At 62.9% G+C, this 22,035-nt stretch carries 22 protein-coding genes; 18 read left to right on the top strand and 4 right to left on the bottom strand.

Going from position 1 to position 22,035, the window contains the following annotated elements:
* Positions 1-95: 95 nt before the first annotated feature.
* The 4 genes from KHO33_RS23265 (at position 96) to ftsB (ending at position 4,615) form a co-directional block, all read left to right on the top strand.
* Complete coding sequence (locus KHO33_RS23265; RefSeq protein ID WP_200565517.1) at positions 96-1,769, top strand: CTP synthase; 1,674 nt, start codon at positions 96-98, stop codon at positions 1,767-1,769.
* Positions 1,766-2,620: a 3-deoxy-8-phosphooctulonate synthase gene (kdsA, locus tag KHO33_RS23260; RefSeq protein WP_054038194.1), complete on the top strand. Its 855-nt coding sequence runs from the start codon at positions 1,766-1,768 to the stop codon at positions 2,618-2,620. The genes KHO33_RS23265 and kdsA overlap by 4 nt, the downstream gene beginning before the upstream one ends.
* Positions 2,621-2,791: 171 nt before the next feature.
* Positions 2,792-4,075 carry a phosphopyruvate hydratase gene (gene eno, locus KHO33_RS23255; RefSeq protein ID WP_054038196.1) on the top strand — a complete coding sequence of 428 codons (1,284 nt, stop codon included), beginning with the start codon at positions 2,792-2,794 and terminating at the stop codon, positions 4,073-4,075.
* A 108-nt stretch (positions 4,076-4,183) separates the two neighbouring features.
* Positions 4,184-4,615 carry a cell division protein FtsB gene (ftsB, locus tag KHO33_RS23250; protein WP_200565518.1) on the top strand — a complete coding sequence of 144 codons (432 nt, stop codon included), beginning with the start codon at positions 4,184-4,186 and terminating at the stop codon, positions 4,613-4,615.
* Between the two features lie 157 nt (positions 4,616-4,772).
* Here the strand turns inward: ftsB and KHO33_RS23245 are convergent, their stop codons facing one another.
* The 3 genes from KHO33_RS23245 to KHO33_RS23235 all read right to left on the bottom strand — a co-directional run bounded on the left by KHO33_RS23245 (position 4,773) and on the right by KHO33_RS23235 (position 6,860).
* A complete protein-coding gene (locus KHO33_RS23245) occupies positions 4,773-5,153 on the bottom strand; it encodes a hypothetical protein (protein ID WP_054038200.1) in 381 nt (126 codons plus the stop codon).
* Positions 5,154-5,321: 168 nt separating this feature from the next.
* Positions 5,322-6,272 (bottom strand): Hsp33 family molecular chaperone HslO, encoded by a 951-nt coding sequence (gene hslO, locus KHO33_RS23240; protein ID WP_200565519.1) that lies wholly within the window; start codon positions 6,270-6,272, stop codon positions 5,322-5,324.
* Positions 6,273-6,335: 63 nt separating this feature from the next.
* Complete coding sequence (locus KHO33_RS23235) at positions 6,336-6,860, bottom strand: gamma carbonic anhydrase family protein (protein ID WP_200565520.1); 525 nt, start codon at positions 6,858-6,860, stop codon at positions 6,336-6,338.
* A 315-nt stretch (positions 6,861-7,175) separates the two neighbouring features.
* Here KHO33_RS23235 and KHO33_RS23230 point away from each other — a divergent pair, with 315 nt between their 5' ends.
* The 10 genes from KHO33_RS23230 (at position 7,176) to KHO33_RS23185 (ending at position 16,335) form a co-directional block, all read left to right on the top strand.
* Positions 7,176-8,099: a ferritin-like domain-containing protein gene (locus KHO33_RS23230; protein WP_200565521.1), complete on the top strand. Its 924-nt coding sequence runs from the start codon at positions 7,176-7,178 to the stop codon at positions 8,097-8,099.
* Positions 8,100-8,184: 85 nt separating this feature from the next.
* On the top strand, positions 8,185-9,069 hold the full coding sequence (locus KHO33_RS23225) for an alpha/beta fold hydrolase (protein WP_093633537.1): 885 nt from the start codon (positions 8,185-8,187) through the stop codon (positions 9,067-9,069).
* 103 nt (positions 9,070-9,172) lie between these two features.
* Positions 9,173-10,003: a 3',5'-nucleoside bisphosphate phosphatase gene (locus tag KHO33_RS23220; RefSeq protein WP_054038246.1), complete on the top strand. Its 831-nt coding sequence runs from the start codon at positions 9,173-9,175 to the stop codon at positions 10,001-10,003.
* A gap of 139 nt (positions 10,004-10,142) precedes the next feature.
* Positions 10,143-10,778: an L-threonylcarbamoyladenylate synthase gene (locus tag KHO33_RS23215; protein ID WP_054038207.1), complete on the top strand. Its 636-nt coding sequence runs from the start codon at positions 10,143-10,145 to the stop codon at positions 10,776-10,778.
* Between the two features lie 47 nt (positions 10,779-10,825).
* Positions 10,826-11,488, top strand: a complete 663-nt coding sequence (locus KHO33_RS23210; protein ID WP_093633535.1) for a site-2 protease family protein — start codon at positions 10,826-10,828, stop codon at positions 11,486-11,488.
* Between the two features lie 6 nt (positions 11,489-11,494).
* Positions 11,495-12,697, top strand: a complete 1,203-nt coding sequence (locus KHO33_RS23205) for a tryptophan--tRNA ligase (RefSeq protein ID WP_093633534.1) — start codon at positions 11,495-11,497, stop codon at positions 12,695-12,697.
* A gap of 16 nt (positions 12,698-12,713) precedes the next feature.
* Entirely contained in the window at positions 12,714-13,325 is a 612-nt protein-coding gene (locus tag KHO33_RS23200; protein WP_200565522.1) for a class I SAM-dependent methyltransferase, read from the top strand.
* A 43-nt stretch (positions 13,326-13,368) separates the two neighbouring features.
* Positions 13,369-14,283 carry a 4-hydroxy-tetrahydrodipicolinate synthase gene (gene dapA, locus KHO33_RS23195; protein WP_054038211.1) on the top strand — a complete coding sequence of 305 codons (915 nt, stop codon included), beginning with the start codon at positions 13,369-13,371 and terminating at the stop codon, positions 14,281-14,283.
* Between the two features lie 129 nt (positions 14,284-14,412).
* Positions 14,413-15,552, top strand: a complete 1,140-nt coding sequence (gene bamC, locus KHO33_RS23190) for an outer membrane protein assembly factor BamC (RefSeq protein WP_200565523.1) — start codon at positions 14,413-14,415, stop codon at positions 15,550-15,552.
* Between the two features lie 9 nt (positions 15,553-15,561).
* Positions 15,562-16,335, top strand: a complete 774-nt coding sequence (locus tag KHO33_RS23185) for an MBL fold metallo-hydrolase (RefSeq protein ID WP_054038213.1) — start codon at positions 15,562-15,564, stop codon at positions 16,333-16,335.
* A gap of 150 nt (positions 16,336-16,485) precedes the next feature.
* Here KHO33_RS23185 and KHO33_RS23180 read toward each other — a convergent pair whose 3' ends face one another.
* Positions 16,486-17,184 carry a Bax inhibitor-1/YccA family protein gene (locus tag KHO33_RS23180; protein WP_054038214.1) on the bottom strand — a complete coding sequence of 233 codons (699 nt, stop codon included), beginning with the start codon at positions 17,182-17,184 and terminating at the stop codon, positions 16,486-16,488.
* Between the two features lie 308 nt (positions 17,185-17,492).
* Between KHO33_RS23180 and ndk the strand changes: the two genes are divergently transcribed.
* From ndk to ispG, 4 genes are all read left to right on the top strand, one after another.
* Positions 17,493-17,918 (top strand): nucleoside-diphosphate kinase, encoded by a 426-nt coding sequence (gene ndk / locus KHO33_RS23175; protein ID WP_012433533.1) that lies wholly within the window; start codon positions 17,493-17,495, stop codon positions 17,916-17,918.
* Positions 17,919-18,132: 214 nt separating this feature from the next.
* Positions 18,133-19,284: a 23S rRNA (adenine(2503)-C(2))-methyltransferase RlmN gene (gene rlmN, locus KHO33_RS23170; protein ID WP_054038219.1), complete on the top strand. Its 1,152-nt coding sequence runs from the start codon at positions 18,133-18,135 to the stop codon at positions 19,282-19,284.
* A 217-nt stretch (positions 19,285-19,501) separates the two neighbouring features.
* A complete protein-coding gene (locus tag KHO33_RS23165; RefSeq protein ID WP_200565524.1) occupies positions 19,502-20,632 on the top strand; it encodes a helix-turn-helix domain-containing protein in 1,131 nt (376 codons plus the stop codon).
* An 86-nt stretch (positions 20,633-20,718) separates the two neighbouring features.
* A complete protein-coding gene (ispG, locus tag KHO33_RS23160; protein ID WP_200565525.1) occupies positions 20,719-22,035 on the top strand; it encodes a flavodoxin-dependent (E)-4-hydroxy-3-methylbut-2-enyl-diphosphate synthase in 1,317 nt (438 codons plus the stop codon).

Below are 22,035 nucleotides of genomic sequence, written 5' to 3'. Positions count from 1 at the left end.
CGCCGTAGCATCGGCGCGTACAGATGTCGCTCGGATTTTGCTGGGTTGAGACCCTGCTTTACGGTATAATCCGTTTTTCCCGCGAGCATCCAGCGATGACCAAATATGTTTTCGTCACCGGCGGCGTAGTATCTTCCCTCGGCAAGGGTATTGCCGCCGCTTCCCTCGCCGCGATCCTCGAATCGCGCGGTCTTAAAGTCACCCTCCTCAAGCTCGATCCCTACATCAACGTCGACCCCGGCACGATGAGTCCGTTTCAACACGGCGAAGTGTTCGTGACGGAAGACGGAGCGGAGACTGACCTCGACCTTGGCCACTATGAGCGCTTCATCAGCACGAAGATGCGCAAGGCCAACAACTTCACCACAGGCCAGATTTACGAATCGGTGATCCGCAAGGAACGCCGCGGCGACTATCTTGGCAAGACGGTGCAGGTCATTCCGCACATCACGAACGAAATCCAGGCGTTCATCGAACGGGGCGCGGCTTCCGCGACGTGCGGTGAGCCGGACGTCGCCATCGTCGAAGTGGGCGGCACCGTGGGCGACATCGAATCGCTGCCGTTCCTCGAGGCCGCACGCCAGATGAGCCTGCGCATGGGCCGCAACAGCGCGTGCTTCGTGCACCTCACGCTGGTGCCCTGGGTCGCCACCGCCGGCGAGCTGAAAACCAAGCCTACCCAACACAGCGTGCAGAAGCTGCGTGAAATCGGTATTTCGCCGCACGTGCTGCTGTGCCGTGCCGACCGTCGCATTCCGGACGACGAGCGCGCGAAGATCTCGATGTTCTCGAACGTGCCCGAAGACGCGGTGATTTCCGTGTGGGACGCCGACAGCATCTACAAGATTCCGCAAATGCTGCACGACCAGGGTCTGGACGCGATCATCTGCGAAGAGCTCAAGCTCACGCCGAAGCCGGCCGATCTGACGATGTGGTCCGATCTCGTCGAAAAGCTCGAGAATCCGAAGCACGAAGTCACGATCGGCATGGTCGGCAAGTACGTCGATCTGACCGAGTCGTACAAGTCGCTGATCGAAGCGCTGCGCCATGCGTCGATGCATACGTCGACCAAGGTCAACATCGAGTACATCGATTCGGAAGAGATCGAGACGCAAGGCGTCGAGAGCCTCAAGCATCTGGATGCGGTGCTCGTGCCGGGTGGCTTCGGCCGTCGCGGCACCGAAGGCAAGATCGCCGCGATCCGCTATGCACGCGAAGCGAAGGTGCCGTATCTCGGCATCTGCCTCGGCATGCAACTCGCTGTGATCGAATTCGCCCGCGACGTGGTCGGCCTGAAAGATGCGAACAGCACCGAGTTCGATCAGGAAACCGAAAACCGCGTGGTCGCATTGATCACCGAGTGGTACGACCGCGAAGGCAAGGTCGAGAAGCGCACCGAAGAATCGGATCTGGGCGGCACGATGCGCCTCGGTTCGCAACGTTGCCCGATCAAACCCGGCACGATGGCCGAAGAGATCTATGGCAAGGATGTGAACGAACGCCATCGTCACCGTTATGAAGTCAATAACCGCTTCGTGCCCCAGCTCGAAGCCGGTGGCCTTATCATCAGCGCCCGTACCCCGAGTGAAGATCTGCCGGAAATGATGGAATTGCCGCGCAGCATGCACCCGTGGTTCGTCGGCGTGCAGTTCCACCCGGAATTCACGTCCACGCCGCGTGACGGCCATCCGCTGTTCAAGTCGTTCGTCGAAGCGGCGCTCGCGCATCAGCAGCCGCGCGTGGCGACGGAAGTTGGGGAGAAAGCATGAAACTGGGCGATTTCGAAATCGGGCTCGACAAGCCGTTTTTCCTGATCGCGGGCACCTGTGTCGTCGAATCCGAACAGATGACGATCGACACGGCGGGCCGGCTGAAGGAAATCTGCGCGAAGCTGAACATTCCGTTCATCTACAAATCGTCGTACGACAAGGCCAACCGCAGCAGCGGCAAGTCGTTTCGCGGTCTGGGCATGGACGAAGGTTTGCGCATTCTGTCGGAAGTGAAGCGTCAGCTCGGTTTGCCGGTGCTGACCGACGTGCACGCCGAGCACGAGATCGAGCAGGTTGCGTCGGTGGTCGACGTCCTGCAAACGCCTGCTTTCCTGTGCCGTCAAACGGACTTCATCCACGCTTGCGCGCGTTCGGGCAAACCGGTCAACATCAAGAAAGGCCAGTTTCTCGCACCGCACGACATGAAGAACGTGATCGACAAGGCGCGTGACGCGGCGCGTGAAGCCGGTCTCTCGGAAGACCGCTTCATGGCGTGCGAACGCGGCGTGTCGTTCGGCTATAACAACCTCGTGTCGGACATGCGATCGCTTGCGATCATGCGCGAAACCAACGCGCCGGTCGTGTTCGACGCCACCCACTCGGTGCAGTTGCCGGGCGGGCAGGGCACGAGCTCGGGCGGTCAGCGCGAATTCGTGCCGGTGCTGGCGCGTGCCGCGGTTGCCGTCGGCGTCTCGGGTCTCTTCATGGAAACCCATCCGAAGCCTTCGGAAGCCAAGTCGGACGGCCCGAACGCGGTGCCGTTGCATCGCATGGCCGATCTGCTCGAAACGCTGGTTACGCTCGATCAGGCCGTCAAGCGTGCGCCGTTCCTCGAAAGCGATTTCAACTGATTCAGGCGTTCGCGGGGTGTCACGATTGGTCGGCATAATCGGCTCAGTCGGCACGCGGCGAATGCACGCAATGGTCGTCGAAAGCATCGGGGCGCGTAGTGTGCTGGGGAGACCAGCTGGGCCCGGTGCAGTTTCACAGTAAAGAATTCAACGTCATTTCTTGAGGAAACCATGAGTGCTATCGTAGATATCATCGGTCGAGAGATTCTCGATTCGCGAGGCAACCCCACCGTCGAATGCGACGTGCTGCTCGAGTCGGGCACGATGGGCCGCGCAGCGGTGCCGTCGGGTGCGTCGACGGGCTCGCGCGAAGCGATCGAACTGCGCGACGGCGAAGCCGGCCGTTACGGCGGCAAGGGCGTGCTGAAGGCTGTCGAGCACATCAACACCGAAATCTCCGAAGCGATCATGGGCCTCGACGCTTCCGAGCAGGCTTTCCTCGACAAGACCCTGCTGGAACTCGACGGCACGGACAACAAGTCGCGCCTCGGCGCGAACGCGATGCTGGCTGTGTCGATGGCCGTCGCGAAGGCCGCTGCTGAAGAAGCCGGCCTGCCGCTTTACCGCTATTTCGGCGGCTCGGGCGCGATGCAACTGCCGGTGCCGATGATGAACATCGTCAACGGCGGCGCGCACGCGAACAACAGCCTGGACATCCAGGAATTCATGATCGTCCCGGTCAGCCAGCCGACCTTCCGCGAAGCACTGCGCTGCGGCGCTGAAGTGTTCCACGCGCTGAAGAAGATCCTGAGCGACCGCGGCATGAGCACCGCCGTGGGCGACGAAGGCGGTTTCGCACCGAACTTCGGCAGCAACGACGAATGCCTGTCGACCATCCTGCAAGCCATTGAAAAGGCGGGCTACCGCGCCGGTGAAGACGTGCTGCTCGCACTCGACTGCGCAGCGAGCGAGTTCTACCACGACGGCAAGTACCAGCTGGCGGGCGAAGGCCTGCAACTGTCGTCGACGGAATTTGCTGACTACCTTGCGAACCTGGCCGACAAGTTCCCGATCGTTTCGATCGAAGACGGCATGCACGAAAGCGACTGGGCCGGCTGGAAGATCCTGACCGACAAGCTCGGCAAGAAGGTGCAACTGGTGGGCGACGACCTGTTCGTCACCAACACGCGCATCCTGAAGGAAGGCATCGAGAAGGGCATCGCCAACTCGATCCTGATCAAGATCAACCAGATCGGTACGCTGACGGAAACCTTCGCGGCTATCGAAATGGCGAAGCGCGCCGGCTACACGGCCGTGATCTCGCACCGCTCGGGTGAAACCGAAGATTCGACGATTGCGGACATCGCGGTCGGCCTGAACGCAGGTCAGATCAAGACGGGTTCGCTGTCGCGTTCGGACCGCATCTCGAAGTACAACCAGTTGCTGCGTATCGAAGAAGACCTCGGTGATATCGCCAGCTACCCGGGCAAGTCGGCGTTCTACAATCTGCGCTAAATGGATTGTTCACTAGCGCTGACCGATGAACCGGTTATCTTTCGTTTCTGATTGACCCCGCCGCCCTGCGTATAGCGCAGGGCGGCGTGTATTTATTGTGCTTACTTCATGCGGCTTGTCACTGCTGTCCTGATCGTTCTGCTGGCGCTCATCCAGTATCCGCTCTGGTGGGGGCATGGCGGCTGGTTGCGCGTGCACGAGTTGCAGCAGCAACTGGCGCAGCAACTGCAGAAGAACGCCGACTCGAAGCTGCGCAACGAGCGTATCGAAGGCGAAGTCCAGGATTTACAGAACGGCACCGCGGCGGTGGAAGAGCGGGCGCGTTACGAAATGGGCATGGCGAAGGACAGCGAAGTGTTCGTGCAGTTCGTTGCGCCGAACGCGCCATTGCCGGCTGCGAACACGCCTTCGGTTACCACGTCTACGCGTGGCGTGGTGTCGGCGGCGCCGCTGCATATGGTGCCGAACCCGGAGTCGCGTGCGAAGCCGGATCGCAAGCATGGCGGCAAAGCGGTGACAGAGAAGAAGCCCGCGCACTGAGCGCACAAACGAACGAAAACGCGAGCGTAAAAGCGCGTAGAAAGATAAAAAAAGCCGCCCATAGGGCGGCTTTTTTTTTATCGGCGCTGCAATGAGAACGGCATCCCTCTCAATCGCCGCATCGTTGATGCCTCTCCTTAGGCGCGCCCGTTACGGCTTACCAGCCCCAATACGGCGAGTAGCCTACGCCGACACCCGTACCCCAGCCGTGCCCCCAACCCCCGCCGTAATAGCTGCCGTACACGCTGACAGGCGGCGAGTAGTAACGCGAGTACGCCTGAGCCGCGTTCTCGGCGGCAATGGCCTGATTCTGATCGGAGAGCACCTGACGGTCGATCGCATCGTAGCGCGCACGTTCTTCCGGCGTGAGCGGCTGGGCGGTGCTGGCCACGCCCGACTGGTCGGCCGGCAGGCGGCTATAAATCGGCGATGGCCCCGGAGGGTCCATTACGCAACCCGTAAGTGCAGCGCTGCCGGCGATGACTGCCAGCATGGTCAACGAGCGCATGCAATGCTTGAGCGAAGTAGGAATGTTCATTTTTGATCTCCATCGGTCGGATGCCTAAGCAAAACATGCGCAACGCGCACCGCTCGGGATCCGACTCAACGATCGACGATAACGCGCCGCCCAAGCCCCAGAAAAGCAGCAGGCGACGCGTCATTTTACTGCCGTAAAGCACGTTTAAGGCGCCGCCGCCTGGCTGCTTCAGTGCCGCTGGTCGGCCGCCGGTGTCACGCCTTGTGAGAGCGCATTCGCGACGAAAAGTTGCGCAACGTCCACCGGATCGAATTCGTACCGTTGATTACAGAATTCGCAATGAATCTCGACGTGACCGCGTTCTTCGATCACGCCGTCCACTTCCTCGCGGCCGAGCATCTTCAGCATGGCGCCGACTTTTTCGCGCGAACAGCTGCATTCGAAGCGCGTTGTAGCCGGTTCGAAATGCTGCACGTTCTCCTGCCAGAACAGACGGCGGAAAATCGTGGCCGGTTCTTCTTTCAGCAGTTCGTCTTGCGACATGGTTCCGCCGAGCGTGCAGACGCGCTCCCACGTGTCCGCGTCCAGATCGCCCGGATGCGGAACGATGCCGCCGTCGCCCGGCAGCTTTTGCAGCAGCATGCCAACTGCGCGCTCGGTGTTTGCCGCGAGCCACAGGCGCGTGTCGAGCTGCTCCGAGTGATGCATGTAGTGCTCGAGCACTTCGGACATCGACTTGAGCGGGCCGTCCACACCCGAGAGCGGCACGATACTTTGATACGGCTGCTGGCCGGGCTGCTTGTCGCGCGGGTCGAGCGTGATCACGCAACGGCCATGGCCGCTCGCGTTGACCAGGTCGATCATCGAGGTGCTGTCGTCGATCGTATTGCCTGCTTCGCCGGAGAGCTTGGCGGTGGCGCGCATCGACAGGTCGGAGCTGCACTGCACCACCAGCATCTTGGCCGGGCCGTCGCCGAAAATCTGCATGACGAGCGTGCCGTCGAACTTGAGGTTCGCCGAAAGCAGCGCGCACGCGGCCATCATCTCGCCAAGAATCGTCCGGACGGGCGCCGGATAGTCCCGGCGCGTCAGCACTTCCTGCCACGTATTGCGCAGCGAAACGATCTCGCCGCGCACCGGCGCCGCGCTGAACATGAATTTTTGCAACTGGTCGCTCACAACTTTTCCTCGGTCGAATGACGCAGCCTGATGCTGCGCCGTGCGCGCCGCGCGCCCGGCTGACTAGCCGATGCGCACGAGCTGCGCCTTGAAATATTCGCGGCGTTCGGCATAGCTTGCCGTGCCGCGCTGCATATTGGCGATATCCGTCTCGGTCAGTTCGCGCACCACTTTGGCGGGCGCGCCGAGAATCAGCGAATTGTCGGGAAACACTTTGCCTTCGGTGACGATGGCGCCCGCTCCGACCAGACAGTTGCGGCCGATTACCGCTCCATTCAAGACCACGGCCTGAATTCCGATCAGCGAGCCCTCCTTGATCGTGCAGCCGTGCAGCATGACCTGGTGGCCGATCGTCACATTCGGCTCGATCGTCAGCGGGAAGCCCGGGTCGGTGTGCAGTACCGCGTTTTCCTGGACGTTGCTGCCGGCACCGAGGGTGATCGGCTCGTTGTCGCCGCGAAGCGTCGCGCCGAACCAGACGCTCGAATTTTCCCCGAGCGTCACATTGCCGATAATGTTCGCCGAATCCGCGACGAACACGCTTTCATGGATGGTCGGGGCTGCTTCGCCAAGCTTGTAAATTGTCACGCTGTCTCCTCTTGATCGGTCGCTACACGCTGTGCGGGCGGGGCGAGGCTGCGAAACCGGTTGCGAAATGGGGCAGCTAAAGCCGAAATGGGGCAGCTAAAGCCAAAGGCCAGAAAAGCGCCCGAAAGAGCCCTGATGAACCGGGTTGTCCTGCCGGCCTCGCGCCATAGGCGCGCGGGATGGTCGAATCGAGTATTGTAAACGGTTGTGTGCTTGGGCCGCTCGGCGGTGCCGCAAGGCGTCCGGCGGCCAGCTTCGCCGCCCGCCGCGCTTTCCGTCCCGCCTGCTGCCGTTCTCTTTGCTAACCTGGTTGCCATGATTTCCGCTGCCCCGTCTGTGCCGCCCGCTCTGCCGATGTCGACGAATCCTGAGCATTGCCCAAATCGTGCGAACTGCGCGCGCACCGCGGCGCTGGCCGCATTGCGCGAAATCGATCCGGCAACCAAGGCTGCCGCGGCACGCGCGCTATATGCAGCGGTGCTCGAAGGCAGCCTCGCATGCTCCGCAGACCTCGAACTCGCCGAGCCGACCGGCCTGCCGGGCCGTCCCGCCCATCCTGAACTGGTCGATCCGCGCAAACTGAAGCGCCGCAGCATGCAATCGCCCGAAGGGCGAGCCGTCTTGCTGCACGCGCTGGCACACATCGAATTCAACGCCATCAATCTCGCGCTCGACGCCGTCTGGCGTTTCGCCGGCATGCCCGCTGCGTTTTACACCGACTGGCTCAAAGTCGCCGCCGAAGAGTCGCATCACTTCTCGCTGCTGACCGCGCGGCTCGCGGAATTCGACCATGTCTACGGCGATTTTCCTGCACATGACGGCCTCTGGGACATGTGCGAGCGCACCCGTGCCGACGTGCTGGCGCGCATGGCGCTGGTGCCGCGTACCCTCGAAGCACGCGGCCTCGACGCCTCGCCGCCGATCCGCGCCCGCCTACAGCAGGCGGGGGACCATGCATCCGCAGCGATTCTCGATGTGATCCTGCGCGACGAAATCGGTCATGTGCTAATCGGCAACCGCTGGTTCCGCTACCTGTGCGACGCAGGCGGCCTCGATCCGCACGCCACCTACACGCGCCTTGCCGACCAGTATCACGCACCGAAATTACGCGGTCCGTTCAATTTCGAAGCGCGTCGCGACGCCGGTTTTGACGAAGCCGAACTGGCCGCGCTGGTCACCCTGGCCGGCCTCGAGGCTGAGCAGCCGGCCCCGCCGGCCACTCAAGCCGCGGGTAACTGAAGCCTTTTTCCATAGCCGAACGCCACGCATCCTCCGGCTATCTCGTTATAATCGAACGACCATTCTTTTTTCGGGCGCGCCGTTCATGAATACATCCAGGTCTGAATTCGTCGCCGTGCGCGGCATCCGTCTGCACGTGCGGCGTTGGGGCAATCCGGATGCGCCGATGCTCTTCATGCTGCACGGCTGGATGGACGTGGCGGCATCGTTCCAGTTCGTCGTCGACGCATTGGGTGGCGACTGGCAGGTGATTGCGCCCGATATGCGCGGCTTCGGCCTGTCGGACTGGCCGGTCGCCGAGCGCGGCGGCGGCAACTACTGGATCCAGGATTACCTCGGCGACCTGGACGCGTTGCTCGACCACTATGCGCCGACCGGCGAAGTCAATCTGGTCGGCCACAGCATGGGCGCGAACATCGTCTGCCTGTATGCGGGCGTGCGGCCGGAGCGGGTGCGGCGCGTGGTCGATCTGGAAGGCTTCGGTCTCGCGCCGTCGCACTCGGCGCAAGCGCCCAAGCGTCTGCGCAACTGGCTCGACGAGTTGCGCGATCCGCCCCAGTTGAAGCGCTATGCGTCGCTCGACGACGTCGCCGGCCGTCTGATCAAGACCAACCCGCGCCTTGCTCCCCAGCGCGCAGAGTTCCTCGCGCAGCATTGGTCCAAGCCGGACGGAGAAGGGCGCTTCATGCTGCTCGCCGATCCGGCGCACAAACTGCGCGGGCCGACGCTGTACCGCCTCGACGAAGTGATGGCCGTCTGGCGCAAGGTCACGGCGAAAGTGCTGCACGTCGAGGCCGCCAACTCGCCCACGCTCGCACAGATTGCCGGTGAGATTCCGCTCGACGAATTCAAGGCTCGCTTCCAGGCTTTTCCGAACTGGCGCGAGAAGATCATCGACGAGGCGGGGCATATGGTGCATCACGACCAGCCCGAGCAGGTAGCCGCGCTGATCGAGGGCTTCTGCGCCTGAACCTTGCAAAAGGGTTTCGACGCGCAGGCCATTATCGCGAGATAGCGCTGCGGCCATTTACTGCGTTGCAGTAAAATGAGTGCAGAACCTTCTCAAGACAAAGATGAACGCCGACCTCCACTGTCACTCCACCGTTTCCGACGGCCAGTTCGCGCCGGCCGATGTTGCGCGCCGCGCGCACGCGGGCGGCGTGACGCTGTGGGCGCTGACCGACCACGACGAACTGGGTGGCCAGCACGAAGCGCGCAGCACGGCTGAAGCGCTCGGCATGGGCTATCTGAGCGGCGTGGAGATTTCGGTCACGTGGGCGTCGCGCACCGTGCACATCGTCGGCCTCGGTGTTGACCCGACCAGCTCGATCCTGATCGACGGCCTCGCACGAACCCGCAACGGCCGCGCCGCGCGCGCGGAAGCGATTGGCGAGCAGTTGGCCACGCTCGGCATCCCCGACGCCTATCAAGGTGCGCTCAAATACGTCTCGAACCCGGACATGATTTCGCGCACGCACTTCGCGCGCTTCATGGTCGAAAACGGCTACGCCAGCTCGACGCAGGACGTGTTCACCCGCTATCTCGGCGACGGCAAGCCCGGCTACGTGTCGCATCGCTGGGCGAAACTGGCGGACGCGGTCGGCTGGATTCAGGCGGCCGGCGGCGAGGCGATCATCGCGCACCCGGGGCGCTATGCGTACTCGCCAGTCGAATTCGACGCGTTCTTCGCCGAATTCATCGACCTCGGCGGTAAAGCGATCGAAGTGGTGACGGGCAGCCACACGCCGGATCAGTACCGCGAATATGCGGACGTCGCGCGCCGCTTCGGCTTCGAAGCGTCGCGCGGTTCCGATTTCCATGCACCCGGCGAAGGCCGTGTCGATCTCGGCACGCTGCCGCCGCTGCCTTCCGATCTCAAGCCCGTCTGGGAACGCTGGCTGTGATCGCGCGCCGTGCCGCGGCGGCACGATATGCGCGACTGTCCCCGTCCGAGGGGCGGGCTTTCGCCCGATCTTCCGTCTGCATTCACGCCTGCTTTCTCGCCCGTAGCCACGCCGTCACCCGCAGCCACCGTTAGTCAAAATGTCCCAATACTTTCGGCTTCATCCGGATAACCCGCAGCCGCGCCTCGTCAAACAGGCCGTGCAGATCATCAACGACGGCGGCGTCGTCGCGTTGCCGACGGACTCGAGCTACGCGCTCGCCTGCCACCTCGACGACAAGGACGCGGTCGAGCGCCTGCGGCGCATTCGCGGACTCGACGAGAAGGCCTTGTTGTCGCTGCTGGTGCGCGATCTCTCGGAGCTGTCGAACTTCGCAATGGTCGACAACCGCCAGTACCGCCTGATCAAATCGGTCACGCCGGGCCCTTACGTGTTTGTGTTGCAGGCCACCAAAGAGGTGCCGCGCCGCCTGTCGCACCCGTCGCGCAAGACCATCGGCCTGCGGGTGCCGGAACACGCGATCACGCTGGCCATCCTCGAAGAACTCGGCCAGCCGCTGCTCGGCTCCACACTGATCATGCCGGGCGAAACCCAGCCGCTGAACGACCCGGAAGAAATCCGCGAACGGCTCGAGAAACAGTTGGACCTGGTGATCGACGGCGGCCCGTGTGTGTGCGAACCGTCCACCGTGATCGATCTGACCGGCGCCGAACCGGTGCTGGTGCGGGCAGGGCGCGGTTCTCTCGCACCCTTCGGGCTCGAAGAGACGGCATGAGTGAAAGCGGACAGACGCACGCAATCGCGTTGTTACAATAGCGAGTTATGGATTCTTCCCTGATACAGACCATTGCGGTTTACGCGTTGCCGGTGATTTTCGCGATCACGCTGCATGAAGCCGCGCATGGCTACGTCGCGCGCTGGCTCGGCGACAACACTGCTTACGTGCTCGGCCGCGTGTCCGTCAATCCGATGCGGCACATCGATCCGCTCGGCACGATCGCGATTCCCTTGCTGTTGTACTTCGCGACCAGCGGCGCGTTCATGTTTGGTTACGCGAAGCCCGTGCCGGTCGCCTTCGGCAATCTGCGCAATCCGCGTTGGGGCAGCCTGTGGGTCGCGGCCGCCGGCCCGGGCTGCAATTTCGTGCAGGCGCTGGTGTGGGGCCTGATCGGCGTCGCACTTGCGGTGGGTGGGGTTGACGAGCCTTTCTTCACGCGCATGGCGGCAGCCGGCGTCGGCGTGAACCTCGTGCTCGGCGTGCTCAACCTGTTTCCGCTGCCTCCGCTCGACGGCGGCCGCGTGCTGATGGCGCTGTTGCCGCCACGGCAATCGATCGCGTTGTCGCGCCTCGAACCGTACGGCTTTTTCATCGTGATGGCGCTCGTCATGACGGGCACGCTCACGCGCTATTGGCTCAGCCCGCTCGTCACGCTCGGCTACGGTGCGATTACCGCAATTCTGACTCCACTTGTTTCGCTTTTCTAAATAACCATGTTCCCAGACCGTATCTTCTCCGGCATGCGGCCCACCGGGTCGCTGCACCTCGGCCACTATCACGGCGTGCTGAAAAACTGGGTGCGGCTGCAGTCCGAGTACCCGTGTTTCTTCTGTGTGGTCGACTGGCACGCGCTGACGACGCACTACGAAACGCCCGAAGTGATCGAAAAGAACGTGTGGGACGTGCTGATCGACTGGCTCGCGTCGGGCATCGATCCGGCGCAGGCTACGCTCTTCATTCAGAGCAAGGTGCCCGAACATGCGGAACTGGCGCTGCTGCTCGGCATGAGCACGCCGCTCGGCTGGCTCGAACGCGTGCCGACCTACAAGGAGCAGCAGGAAAAGCTGAAGGACAAGGACCTGTCCACTTACGGCTTCCTCGGTTATCCGGTGCTGATGGCGGCGGACATTCTGCTGTACCGCGGCTCGCTCGTGCCGGTTGGCGAAGATCAGGTGCCGCACGTCGAAATGACGCGTGAAATCGCGCGCCGCTTCAACTACCTGTACGGCCGCGAACCGGGCTTCGAAGAGAAGGCGAATGAAGCGGCCAAGAAGCTGGGCGGCAAGCGCGCCAAGCTTTATCACGAGCTGCGCAACGCCTATCAGCAGGAAGGCGACGACGAAGCGCTCGAGCAGGCGCGGGCGATGCTGCAGGAATCGCAGAGCCTGTCGATGAGCGATCGCGAGCGTCTGTTCGGCTACCTCGAAGGCTCGCGCAAGATCATTCTGGTCGAACCGCAGGCCATGCTGACCGAAGCGTCGCGCATGCCGGGTCTGGACGGCCAGAAGATGTCGAAGTCGTACGGCAACACGATCGGCCTGCGCGAAGACGCGGAAACGATCACGAAGAAGGTCCGCACCATGCCGACCGATCCCGCCCGCGTGCGCCGCACCGATCCGGGTGATCCGGACAAGTGCCCGGTGTGGCAGCTGCATCAGGTCTACACGGACGAAGCCACGCACGAGTGGGTGCAGAAGGGCTGCCGAAGCGCGGGTATTGGTTGCCTCGAGTGCAAGCAGCCGGTGATCGAAGGCATTCTGCGCGAGCAGCAGCCGATGCTCGAGCGCGCGCAGAAGTACATGGACGATCCGTCGCTGTTGCGTGCGATCGTCGCCGATGGCTGCGACAAGGCCCGCAAGTTCGCAACGGAAACGATGCGCGACGTGCGTGAGGCGATGGGCCTGTCGTACAACTGAGCGCGGCGCTGAAGCGATGAGCACTCCGGTTGCCACGTCGGACGGTCCCTCGCACGGAAACGGCGAACCGTCGCGCTGGGTGCGCCACTGGGCGCATCTGGTCGCGCCGGGTGGCGCGGTGCTCGACGTGGCGTCGGGGGCCGGGCGGCATGCGCGGTTCTTTGCATCGCTGGGCCATCCGGTGACCGCGCTCGACCGCGATGCGGCTGCGCTGGACCTGATGCGCGACGATCCGCGCATTACCGCGCTAGCGGCCGACATCGAAGGCGCTGCATGGCCCTTGCCTGCAGACACGAAATTCGCCGCGATCGTGGTCACGAACTACCTGCACCGGCCGCTGTTTCCGCAGCTTTTGCGTTCGCTCGCGCCCGGCGGCGTACTGGTTTACGAGACCTTCGCGCAAGGCAACGAACGGGTCGGCAAACCGTCTAACCCGGCGTTTTTGCTTGCACCCGGCGAGCTGCTCGAGGTGGTGCGCGGGCATCTCCGCGTGGTCGCATTTCAAGACGGATTTCTCGCGCAGCCGCGCCCGGCTTACGTCCAGCGGATATGCGCAATTATGGAGGCGGATCGCTCAGCCGAGCGTGCAGATGCGGCACCCCCGCGTTGTTACGAGCTGGCTGGCTAATCCGCTACAATCGCGGTTTACCTGATCAAATTCATGGCGTTTCATGACTAACGGCAATCAAAGCAGCACTGGCGGCGTTCAGATTCGCGGCAGCATCCCTGCCATCATTACTCCGATGCTCGAAGACGGCGGCCTCGATCTGCCGGCGTTTCGCAAACTGATCGACTGGCATATCGCAGAGGGCACGAACGCACTGGTTGTGGTCGGCACGAGTGGCGAGTCGGCCACGCTGTCGGTCGAAGAGCACGTGCTGATGGTCAAAACCGCAGTCGAGCACACGGCGGGCCGGATTCCGGTGATCGCGGGCTCGGGCGGCAATTCCACCACTGAAGCCATCGAGCTCACGCAGCAGGCGAAAGACGTCGGCGCGGACGCCACGCTGCAGGTCGTGCCGTACTACAACAAGCCGACCCAGGAAGGCATCTATCGCCACTTCGCGAAGATTGCCGAAACCGTCGATCTGCCGGTGATCCTGTACAACGTGCCGGGCCGTACGGTCGCGGACATGAGCAACGAAACGATTCTGCGTTGCGCGCAGGTGCCGGGCATCATCGGTGTGAAGGAAGCGACCGGCAATATCGACCGCGCCGCGCACCTGATCAAGTCGGCGCCCGCCCATTTCGGCATCTATAGCGGTGACGATCCCACGGCGATCGCGCTGATGCTGCTTGGCGGCCACGGCAATATTTCGGTCACCGCGAACGTCGCGCCGCGCGCCATGAGCGATCTGTGCAAGGCTGCGCTTGCCGCGGACGCGAAGACTGCCCGCGAGATTCATCTGAAACTCCTGTCGCTGCATAAGAACCTGTTCATCGAGTCGAATCCGATTCCGGCGAAATGGGCGTTGCAGCAACTGGGTCGTGTGCAGGGCGGAATCCGCCTGCCGCTCACGCCGCTCGACGCGCAATACCACGACGTGGTGCGCGGCGCGCTGCGCGAAGCGGGTCTGCTGGGCTAAGCGGGCTCAAACCCGCGCCCCCAGCGCTCAAGAAAGCCTGCCACCGGCATTCCCTTAACCGACGTCGATCCAGCCCACGTTCCCGGCACACAGAACCAGGCACCGCGTTCCAGCATCACGAAGGACCTCATGAAACGTTCCGCACTTTCCCTCCACGCAACCCGCATGGCGGCGCTGGCGCTTGCCCTGGTAACGCTCGCCGGCTGTGACACGCTGAACGACTGGTTCGCCTCCGACCGCGTCAACTATAAGGGCGCGGGCAGCGCACCGCCGCTCGCCGTTCCTGGCGACCTGAGCACCGCGCCGACCGACGGGCGCTATGTTGCGCCGCCGGCCAACCTGGCGCTGGGCGGCGCGCAGCAACGCGCGGTCACGGCAGCGGGTAATTCCACCGAAGGCCAGCCGAATGCGCAAGACCCGCTGGGCATGCACATCGAGCGTGACGGCGACCGTCGCTGGCTGGTCGTCGACGGCCGCACGCCTGAACAACTGTGGCCGCAGTTGCAGGAGTTCTGGCAGGAAAACGGCTTCGCGCTGAAAACCGATGCGCCGGCCACGGGCATCATGACCACCGACTGGGCTGAAAACCGCGCCAATATTCCGGACGACTGGTTCCGTCGCACGGTCGGCAAGGTGATCGACTTCGCTTACTCGTCGGGCACCCGTGACAGCTTCCGCACGCTCGTGTCGCGCGGGCCGGCTGACACGACGGACATCTCGATCACGCATAGCGCGATGGAAGAAATGCTGACGGGCCAGGACAAGACGTCGTCGCGCTGGGAAGAGCGTCCGCGCGATCCGGCGCTGGAAGCGCTGTTCCTGACCAAGCTGATGCAGAAGTTCGGCCTGACCGAAGCGCAATCGAAGCAACTCCTGACCGATGCCCGTTCGGCCACTGCGCCGGCCACGATCGACCAGAGCGCGGGCGCATCGACGCTCGACCTGCAGGAATCGTTCGACCGCGCATGGTTGCGCGTGGGTCTTGCGCTTGACCGCACCAACTTCACTGTCGACAACCGCGACCGCGCGAAAGGCATCTACTACGTGCGCTACGCGGACTCGATGCAGGAGCTGAAGAAGGAAGGGCTCTTCGGCAAGCTGTTCTACAGCGGCAATTCGTCGAAGAAGCCGGGTCAGGAATTCCTCGTCAATGTGCGCTCGAAGGGCGACACCGTGACGCAGGTGGCGGTGCTGGACGCAAACGGGCAGGTGGATAACTCGTCCGACGCGCAGCGCATCGTGACGTTGCTGCACGCGCAACTGAACTAAGCGCGAGCTGTGCGCTTCGCCAGTCTCGGCAGCGGCAGTGAAGGCAATGCCTTGCTGGTGGAAGCGCAATGCGGCGCGACCACCACGCGCGTTCTGCTCGATTGCGGCTTTTCGGCCAAGGAAGTCGAGCGGCGTCTGACGCGGCTCGGCGCGAGCGTCGAGGGTCTCGACGCCATTCTGATTACCCATGAACACAGCGACCACATTGGCAGCGCGCTGACGCTGGCGCGCAAGTGGTCGATCCCGTTGTACATGAGCTGGGGCACCGCCCGCGCGGTGGGTGCCGACGAAGCCGACGTCGATCTGCAGGTGCTGTGGGGCGACGAAGCGGTGGCGATCGGCGACCTGAGCATTCTCCCTTACACCGTTCCTCACGACGCCCGCGAGCCGCTGCAGTACGTGCTCTCCAACGGCGCGAGCCGGCTTGGCGTGCTGACCGACGTCGGCACTTCCACGCCGCACATCAGCGCGGTGCTGAGCGGCTGTGACGCGCTGGTGCTCGAATGCAATCATGACGTGCGGATGCTGGCGGGTAGCCGGTATCCTCAATCGCTGAAGGCGCGGATCGGCGGCAATCACGGGCATCTGAACAACGAAGCGGCGGCCGAAATCCTGGCCTCGCTCGACCGTTCGCGCTTGCGCCATCTGGTGGCTGCCCATCTGAGCCAGCAGAACAACACGCCGGAACTCGCGCAGGCCGCCATGGCGGGTGTGCTGGGCGCCGCGCCGACCGAAGTGGTGGTCGCCTCTCAGGATGAAGGTTTCGCCTGGCTGAGCGTCTGATCCGTCTCTGATTGACTGGTATCTGACATCACCATGCCCGGCGATTCACCGCTGACATGCCGGCAGCGCAATGAAAAAAGCCCATGACGATTGCTCGCCATGGGCTTTTTTTCAAGGCCGGCGTTTCGGGCGCCGCGCCTTGCGTCAGACTTAGTTGCGGTTGCCGCCGAAGATGCCGAGCAGCGCGAGCAGGTTGACGAACACGTTGTACAGATCCAAGTAGATCGCGAGGGTAGCGGTGATGTAGTTCGTTTCACCGCCGTTCACGACGCGCTGGACGTCGAACAGCATGTAGGCCGAGAAGATCACGATGGCCAGCACCGACACCGTCAGCATCAACGCCGGCAGGTGCAGGAACACGTTAGCGACCGAAGCCAGCAGCAGCACGATGACGCCCATGAACAGCCACTTGCCGAGACCCGAGAAGTCACGCTTGCTGACCGTGGCGATCGTTGCCATGGAGGCGAAGATCACACCAGTGCCACCGAAGGCGAGCATGATCAGCGACGGGCCGTTCGAAAAACCGAGCACGAAGCTCAGGATGCGCGACAGCATCAGGCCCATGAAGAACGTGAAGCCGAGCAGCACGAACACGCCGATGGCGCTGTCTTTGGTTTTCTGGATGGCGAACATGAAACCGAAGGCGATCGCGAAGAACGCCAGCATGCTCATGCCAGGGCTGGTGGCGGCGAACAGCGAGAAACCGGTTGCCACGCCCACCCATGCGCCGAGCACGGTCGGAATCATGGACAGCGCTAGCAGCCAGTAGGTGTTCCGTAGTACGCGGTTGCGCGTTTCGACCGTGCTGACTGCGCCATTGCGGCCAAAGCTATACGGATGATCGTTCATGGTCTCTCCTTACCTCAGAAGCATGTTGCGTAATGGTTGTGCCGCGGGTTGCGCAGCAGGTGCGTCAGGTAGTGCGGCGCCGGCCGGAATGCTTGCCGCCAGTCGCAGGGTGTTCATCCCTAAGATTGGCGCGGTGGCAGGGAGTTTCAATACCCAGAAAATGTCCACACGACCTACGCTACCAGTATTCAGAAACTCCTGCTTGGAGTCTTTCAATGTTGTAAGGGTTCAATCGCAATCATACACGGGAACATGCTACAATAGCGGATTCATTTGAATCTGTAACCTCTTAATTTTTTGGAGTTTTTATGGCGATCGAACGCACCCTGTCGATTATCAAGCCGGACGCAGTGGCCAAGAACGTGATCGGTCAGATCTACAGCCGTTTCGAAAACGCTGGCCTGAAGATCGTGGCTTCGCGCATGGTCCACCTGTCGCGCGCTGACGCAGAGAAGTTCTACGCTGTGCACGCTGCACGCCCGTTCTTCAAGGATCTGGTCGATTTCATGATCTCGGGCCCGGTGGTCGTGCAAGCGCTGGAAGGCGAAAACGCGATCCTGAAGCACCGCGATCTGATGGGCGCAACGGACCCGAAGAAGGCAGAAAAGGGCACGATCCGCGCTGACTTCGCTGACAGCATCGACGCTAACGCGGTGCACGGTTCGGACGCCGCTGAAACGGCTGCAGTTGAAATCGCGTTCTTCTTCCCGCAAGTGAACGTCTACTCGCGTTAAGCGGGTTTGGGCAGGTTTGAGCGCCTCTGAGCGCGCTTGGCCTGCAAGGCGCTATCCGCGCGATTCGTGCGCTGCCGTTGGATTTGTCGCACGAATCCGCACGAACAGCCCGGCAAAGTAGTAAGGTAAAGCAGCAGGAATGGGCGCGAACGGCATTGCGTTCATGCAGCTTGTTGCATGAACGTAGTCTCGCACTGAAATGGCAGGATTCGATATGACGAGCAGTCCCACCGTCAACCTTCTCGACCTCGACGCCCAAGGGCTTGTCGCCTACTGCGGCAGCCTGGGCGAGAAGCCGTTTCGCGCCAAGCAATTGCAGCGCTGGATCCACCAGTACAACGCTGCCGACTTCGATGGCATGACCGATCTGGCGAAGTCCTTGCGCGAAAAGCTAAAAGGGCGCGCAACGATCACGATGCCCGGCATCGTCAGCGACAATATTTCGACCGACGGCACACGCAAGTGGCTGATCGACGTCGGCAACAGCAACGCGGTTGAAACCGTCTACATTCCCGAAGAAACGCGTGGCACGCTGTGCGTGTCGTCGCAGGCCGGGTGCGCGGTCAACTGCCGTTTCTGTTCGACCGGCAAACAGGGTTTCTCCCGCAATCTCACCACCGGCGAAATCATTGGCCAGCTGCGTATGGCCGAGTTCGCGCTGCGCGCGACGCGCGGCACCGACGGCGGGCGCGCCACGGGCGGTGACGGCAAAGGCGAGCGCGTCGTCACGAACGTGGTGATGATGGGTATGGGCGAGCCGCTGCTCAATTACGACGCGGTGGTGCCCGCCATGCGCCTGATGCTGGACGATAACGCGTACGGCCTGTCGCGCCGCCGCGTCACGTTGTCCACCTCGGGCGTCGTGCCCATGATGGACCGACTTGGCGCCGATCTGCCGGTGGCGCTCGCGGTCTCGCTGCATGCGCCGAGCGACCCGCTGCGCGACATGCTGGTGCCGCTGAACAAGAAGTATCCGCTGCGCGAATTGATGGCTGCTTGCCAGCGCTATCTGAAAGTCGCGCCGCGCGATTTCATTACGTTCGAATATTGCATGCTCGATGGCGTGAACGACAGCGAAGCGCAAGCGCGCGAATTGCTGGCGGTTACGCGTGATGTACCGTGCAAGTTCAACCTGATTCCGTTCAATCCGTTCCCTGAATCGGGCCTCATCCGCTCGAAGCCGGAACAGATCAAGCGGTTTGCACAAGTGTTGATGGACGCGGGCGTCGTCACCACAGTGCGTAAGACACGCGGCGATGATATCGACGCTGCCTGCGGTCAGTTGGCCGGTGCGGTGAAAGACCGCACGCGCCTCGCTGAGCGCACCGGGAAGGCAGCGAAGATTATCGAGGTGCGCGCCGTGTAATCGCGCGAGATAGTGGGGCGCGAGCGTTCGGCGGAAAGCGATCCGGGCGCGTGAAAACGCTCCACACCATCCGCGGTTGAAAAGAAAGTTTGCAGAAGCGATCGGAAGCGGCACACAAGGCCGCGCATTTTGTTATAAACGGTCTGCGATTCGGGCGTGAGGCTTTGGCCCGTCCGGTTTGCACAAGTGAAAAAGAATCGACGCGAAAGGATTTGGGATGAGTGAGCCGCAGCACCCGCAGCCGCAACCGCAGGACACAGACACAAACGAAGGCCATCCGGCGCCAGTCGCCCGGGCGGTGGTGCAGCCTGTTGTGCAGCCGGGCCCGGCGAGTTTTGATTCCCTGGCGGCCGTTGGCGCGCGCTTGACTCAATTGCGTGAATTGAAGGGCTGGACGATCGAAGACGTGTCGGCGCGCCTGAAGGTCTCCGTCACCAAGCTGCGTGCGCTCGAATCGGGCGACATCAGCCATCTGCCGGACACGACCTTCGCGCTCGGTGTGGTACGCAGCTACGCGAAGATGCTCGGCGCGGATCCCACGCCGTTCACACAGGCTTTGCGCCGCGAGAAGGGTGTGCCCGCGCCGGATCTGTCGATGCCGGCGTCGTCGGGCAAGGATTTGCCGCGCGGCCGCGTATCGCTGTCGCTCGGCGGCAGTGGGCAAAAGAGCCGCTCGTGGCTGTGGGGCATTGCAGCGATAATCGTCGCGGTGATCGCGCTCGGTATGTGGCATACCAATGGCGGTGATTCGTCGGCGTGGCTTGCACGATTGAAGGCGAGCGCCAACGGCGCGGCGGGTGGCTCGACCGGTGCATCGGGCGCGGTGGCGCAGGGTCAGTCGGCAGGTTCCGAGGCAAGCGCGGAAGACGCGGCTTCGGTCCCGGAAGCGCAGGCTGCGGTGGATAACGCAGCGTCGGGTACGCCGATGCCCGCGCCGCTGGCGACCGGTGAAGCGCCGTCTTCCGCTCCGGCGGTCACGGCAGCAGCAATCCCGCCGAAGGCCGGTTCGCAAGTCCAGGCGGCGGCACAAGGCGCGAGCGCGCCGGTGGTCGCCGCGATAGGCGCATCGGCCGCAGCGGATACGGCGGCTCCGGCCGCGGGTGAGGCGATCATCGCGTTGCGCGTGACGCAGGACAGCTGGTTCAGCGTGCGTGGCAAGGACGGCAAGGAAGTGTTCTCCGGCCTCGTGCACGCAGGCGATACGAAGGAAGTAACGGGCGCGGGCCCTTTCAAGGTCACGGTCGGCAACAAGGCGGGTCTCGAGTCGCTTACGCTCGATGGTCAGCCAGTCGATCCGTCCAAATATTCGGCAGCCAAGGGTAACGTGGCGCGCTTCGCGTTGCCTTGATAGATACGGTATGCGTCGCGGCCAACCGGTTCGCGGCGCTTTTTCAATTCAGGCGCTACGTCTTTTGTGTGGCGCATGCGGCGTAAATGGGTTTTTCGATGCAATCCGAAGCTCAATCCCAATCCAGTAGCAAGATCGTTTCAAACGAGCCGGTGTTCGGCGGCCACGCTGCGCGGCGCAAGTCGCACGCAGTCGATGTCCGCTGGGGCGGCCAGCTCGTCACCGTCGGCGGCGATGCCCCCGTGCGCGTCCAGTCGATGACCAACACCGACACCGCGGACGCGATCGGCACGGCGATCCAGATCAAGGAACTGGCGCAAGCCGGTTCGGAACTGGTGCGTATCACGGTCAACACGCCGGAAGCGGCGGCGGCCGTGCCGGCGGTTCGCGAGCAGCTCGACCGCATGGGCGTGTCGGTGCCGCTGGTCGGCGATTTTCATTACAACGGCCATTTGCTGCTGCGCGATTACCCCGCGTGCGCGGAGTCGTTGTCGAAGTACCGGATCAATCCGGGCAATGTCGGCCACGGCGCGAAGCGCGACACGCAGTTCGCGCAAATGATCGAAGCGGCGGTGAAGTACGACAAGCCGGTGCGGATCGGCGTCAACTGGGGCAGCCTCGACCAGGACCTGCTCGCGAAGATGATGGACGAAAACGCCGCGCGTTCCACGCCGTGGGAAGCGCAGAGCGTGATGTACGAAGCGTTGATCCAGTCGGCGATCGGCTCGGCGGAGCGCGCGGTCGAAATCGGCCTGCCGCGCAACAAGATCATTCTGTCGTGCAAGGTCAGCGGCGTGCAGGATCTAATCGCGGTGTATCGTGAACTCGCTCGTCGTTGCGACTTCGCGCTGCATCTGGGTCTGACCGAAGCGGGCATGGGGTCGAAGGGCATTGTGGCGTCGACCGCTGCGTTGTCGGTGTTGCTGCAGCAAGGTATCGGCGACACGATCCGTATCTCGCTGACGCCGGAACCAGGCGGCCCGCGCACGGGTGAAGTGATCGTCGGCCAGGAAATTCTGCAGACCATGGGCTTGCGTTCGTTCACGCCGATGGTGATCGCGTGCCCGGGTTGCGGCCGTACCACCAGCACGCTGTTCCAGGAGCTGGCGTCGCAAATCCAGACCTATCTGCGCACGCAGATGCCGGTGTGGCGCGATCAATATCCTGGCGTCGAAAAGATGCACGTCGCGGTGATGGGCTGCATCGTCAACGGTCCGGGCGAGTCGAAGCAGGCGAATATCGGCATCAGCTTGCCGGGTTCGGGCGAAAATCCGGCCGCGCCGGTGTTCATCGACGGCGAGAAGGTCAAGACGCTGCGCGGCGAGAACATCGCGCAAGAATTCCAGCAAATCGTGAGTGACTACGTCGAGCGCCGCTATGGCCGCGCCGAAGCACTCAACTAA

The organism is Paraburkholderia nemoris, assembly GCF_905221015.1.
Taxonomy (GTDB): domain Bacteria; phylum Pseudomonadota; class Gammaproteobacteria; order Burkholderiales; family Burkholderiaceae; genus Paraburkholderia; species Paraburkholderia nemoris.
The sequence above is the reverse complement of the archived record's forward strand: the minus strand, read 5'-3'. Positions and strand labels throughout refer to the sequence as shown.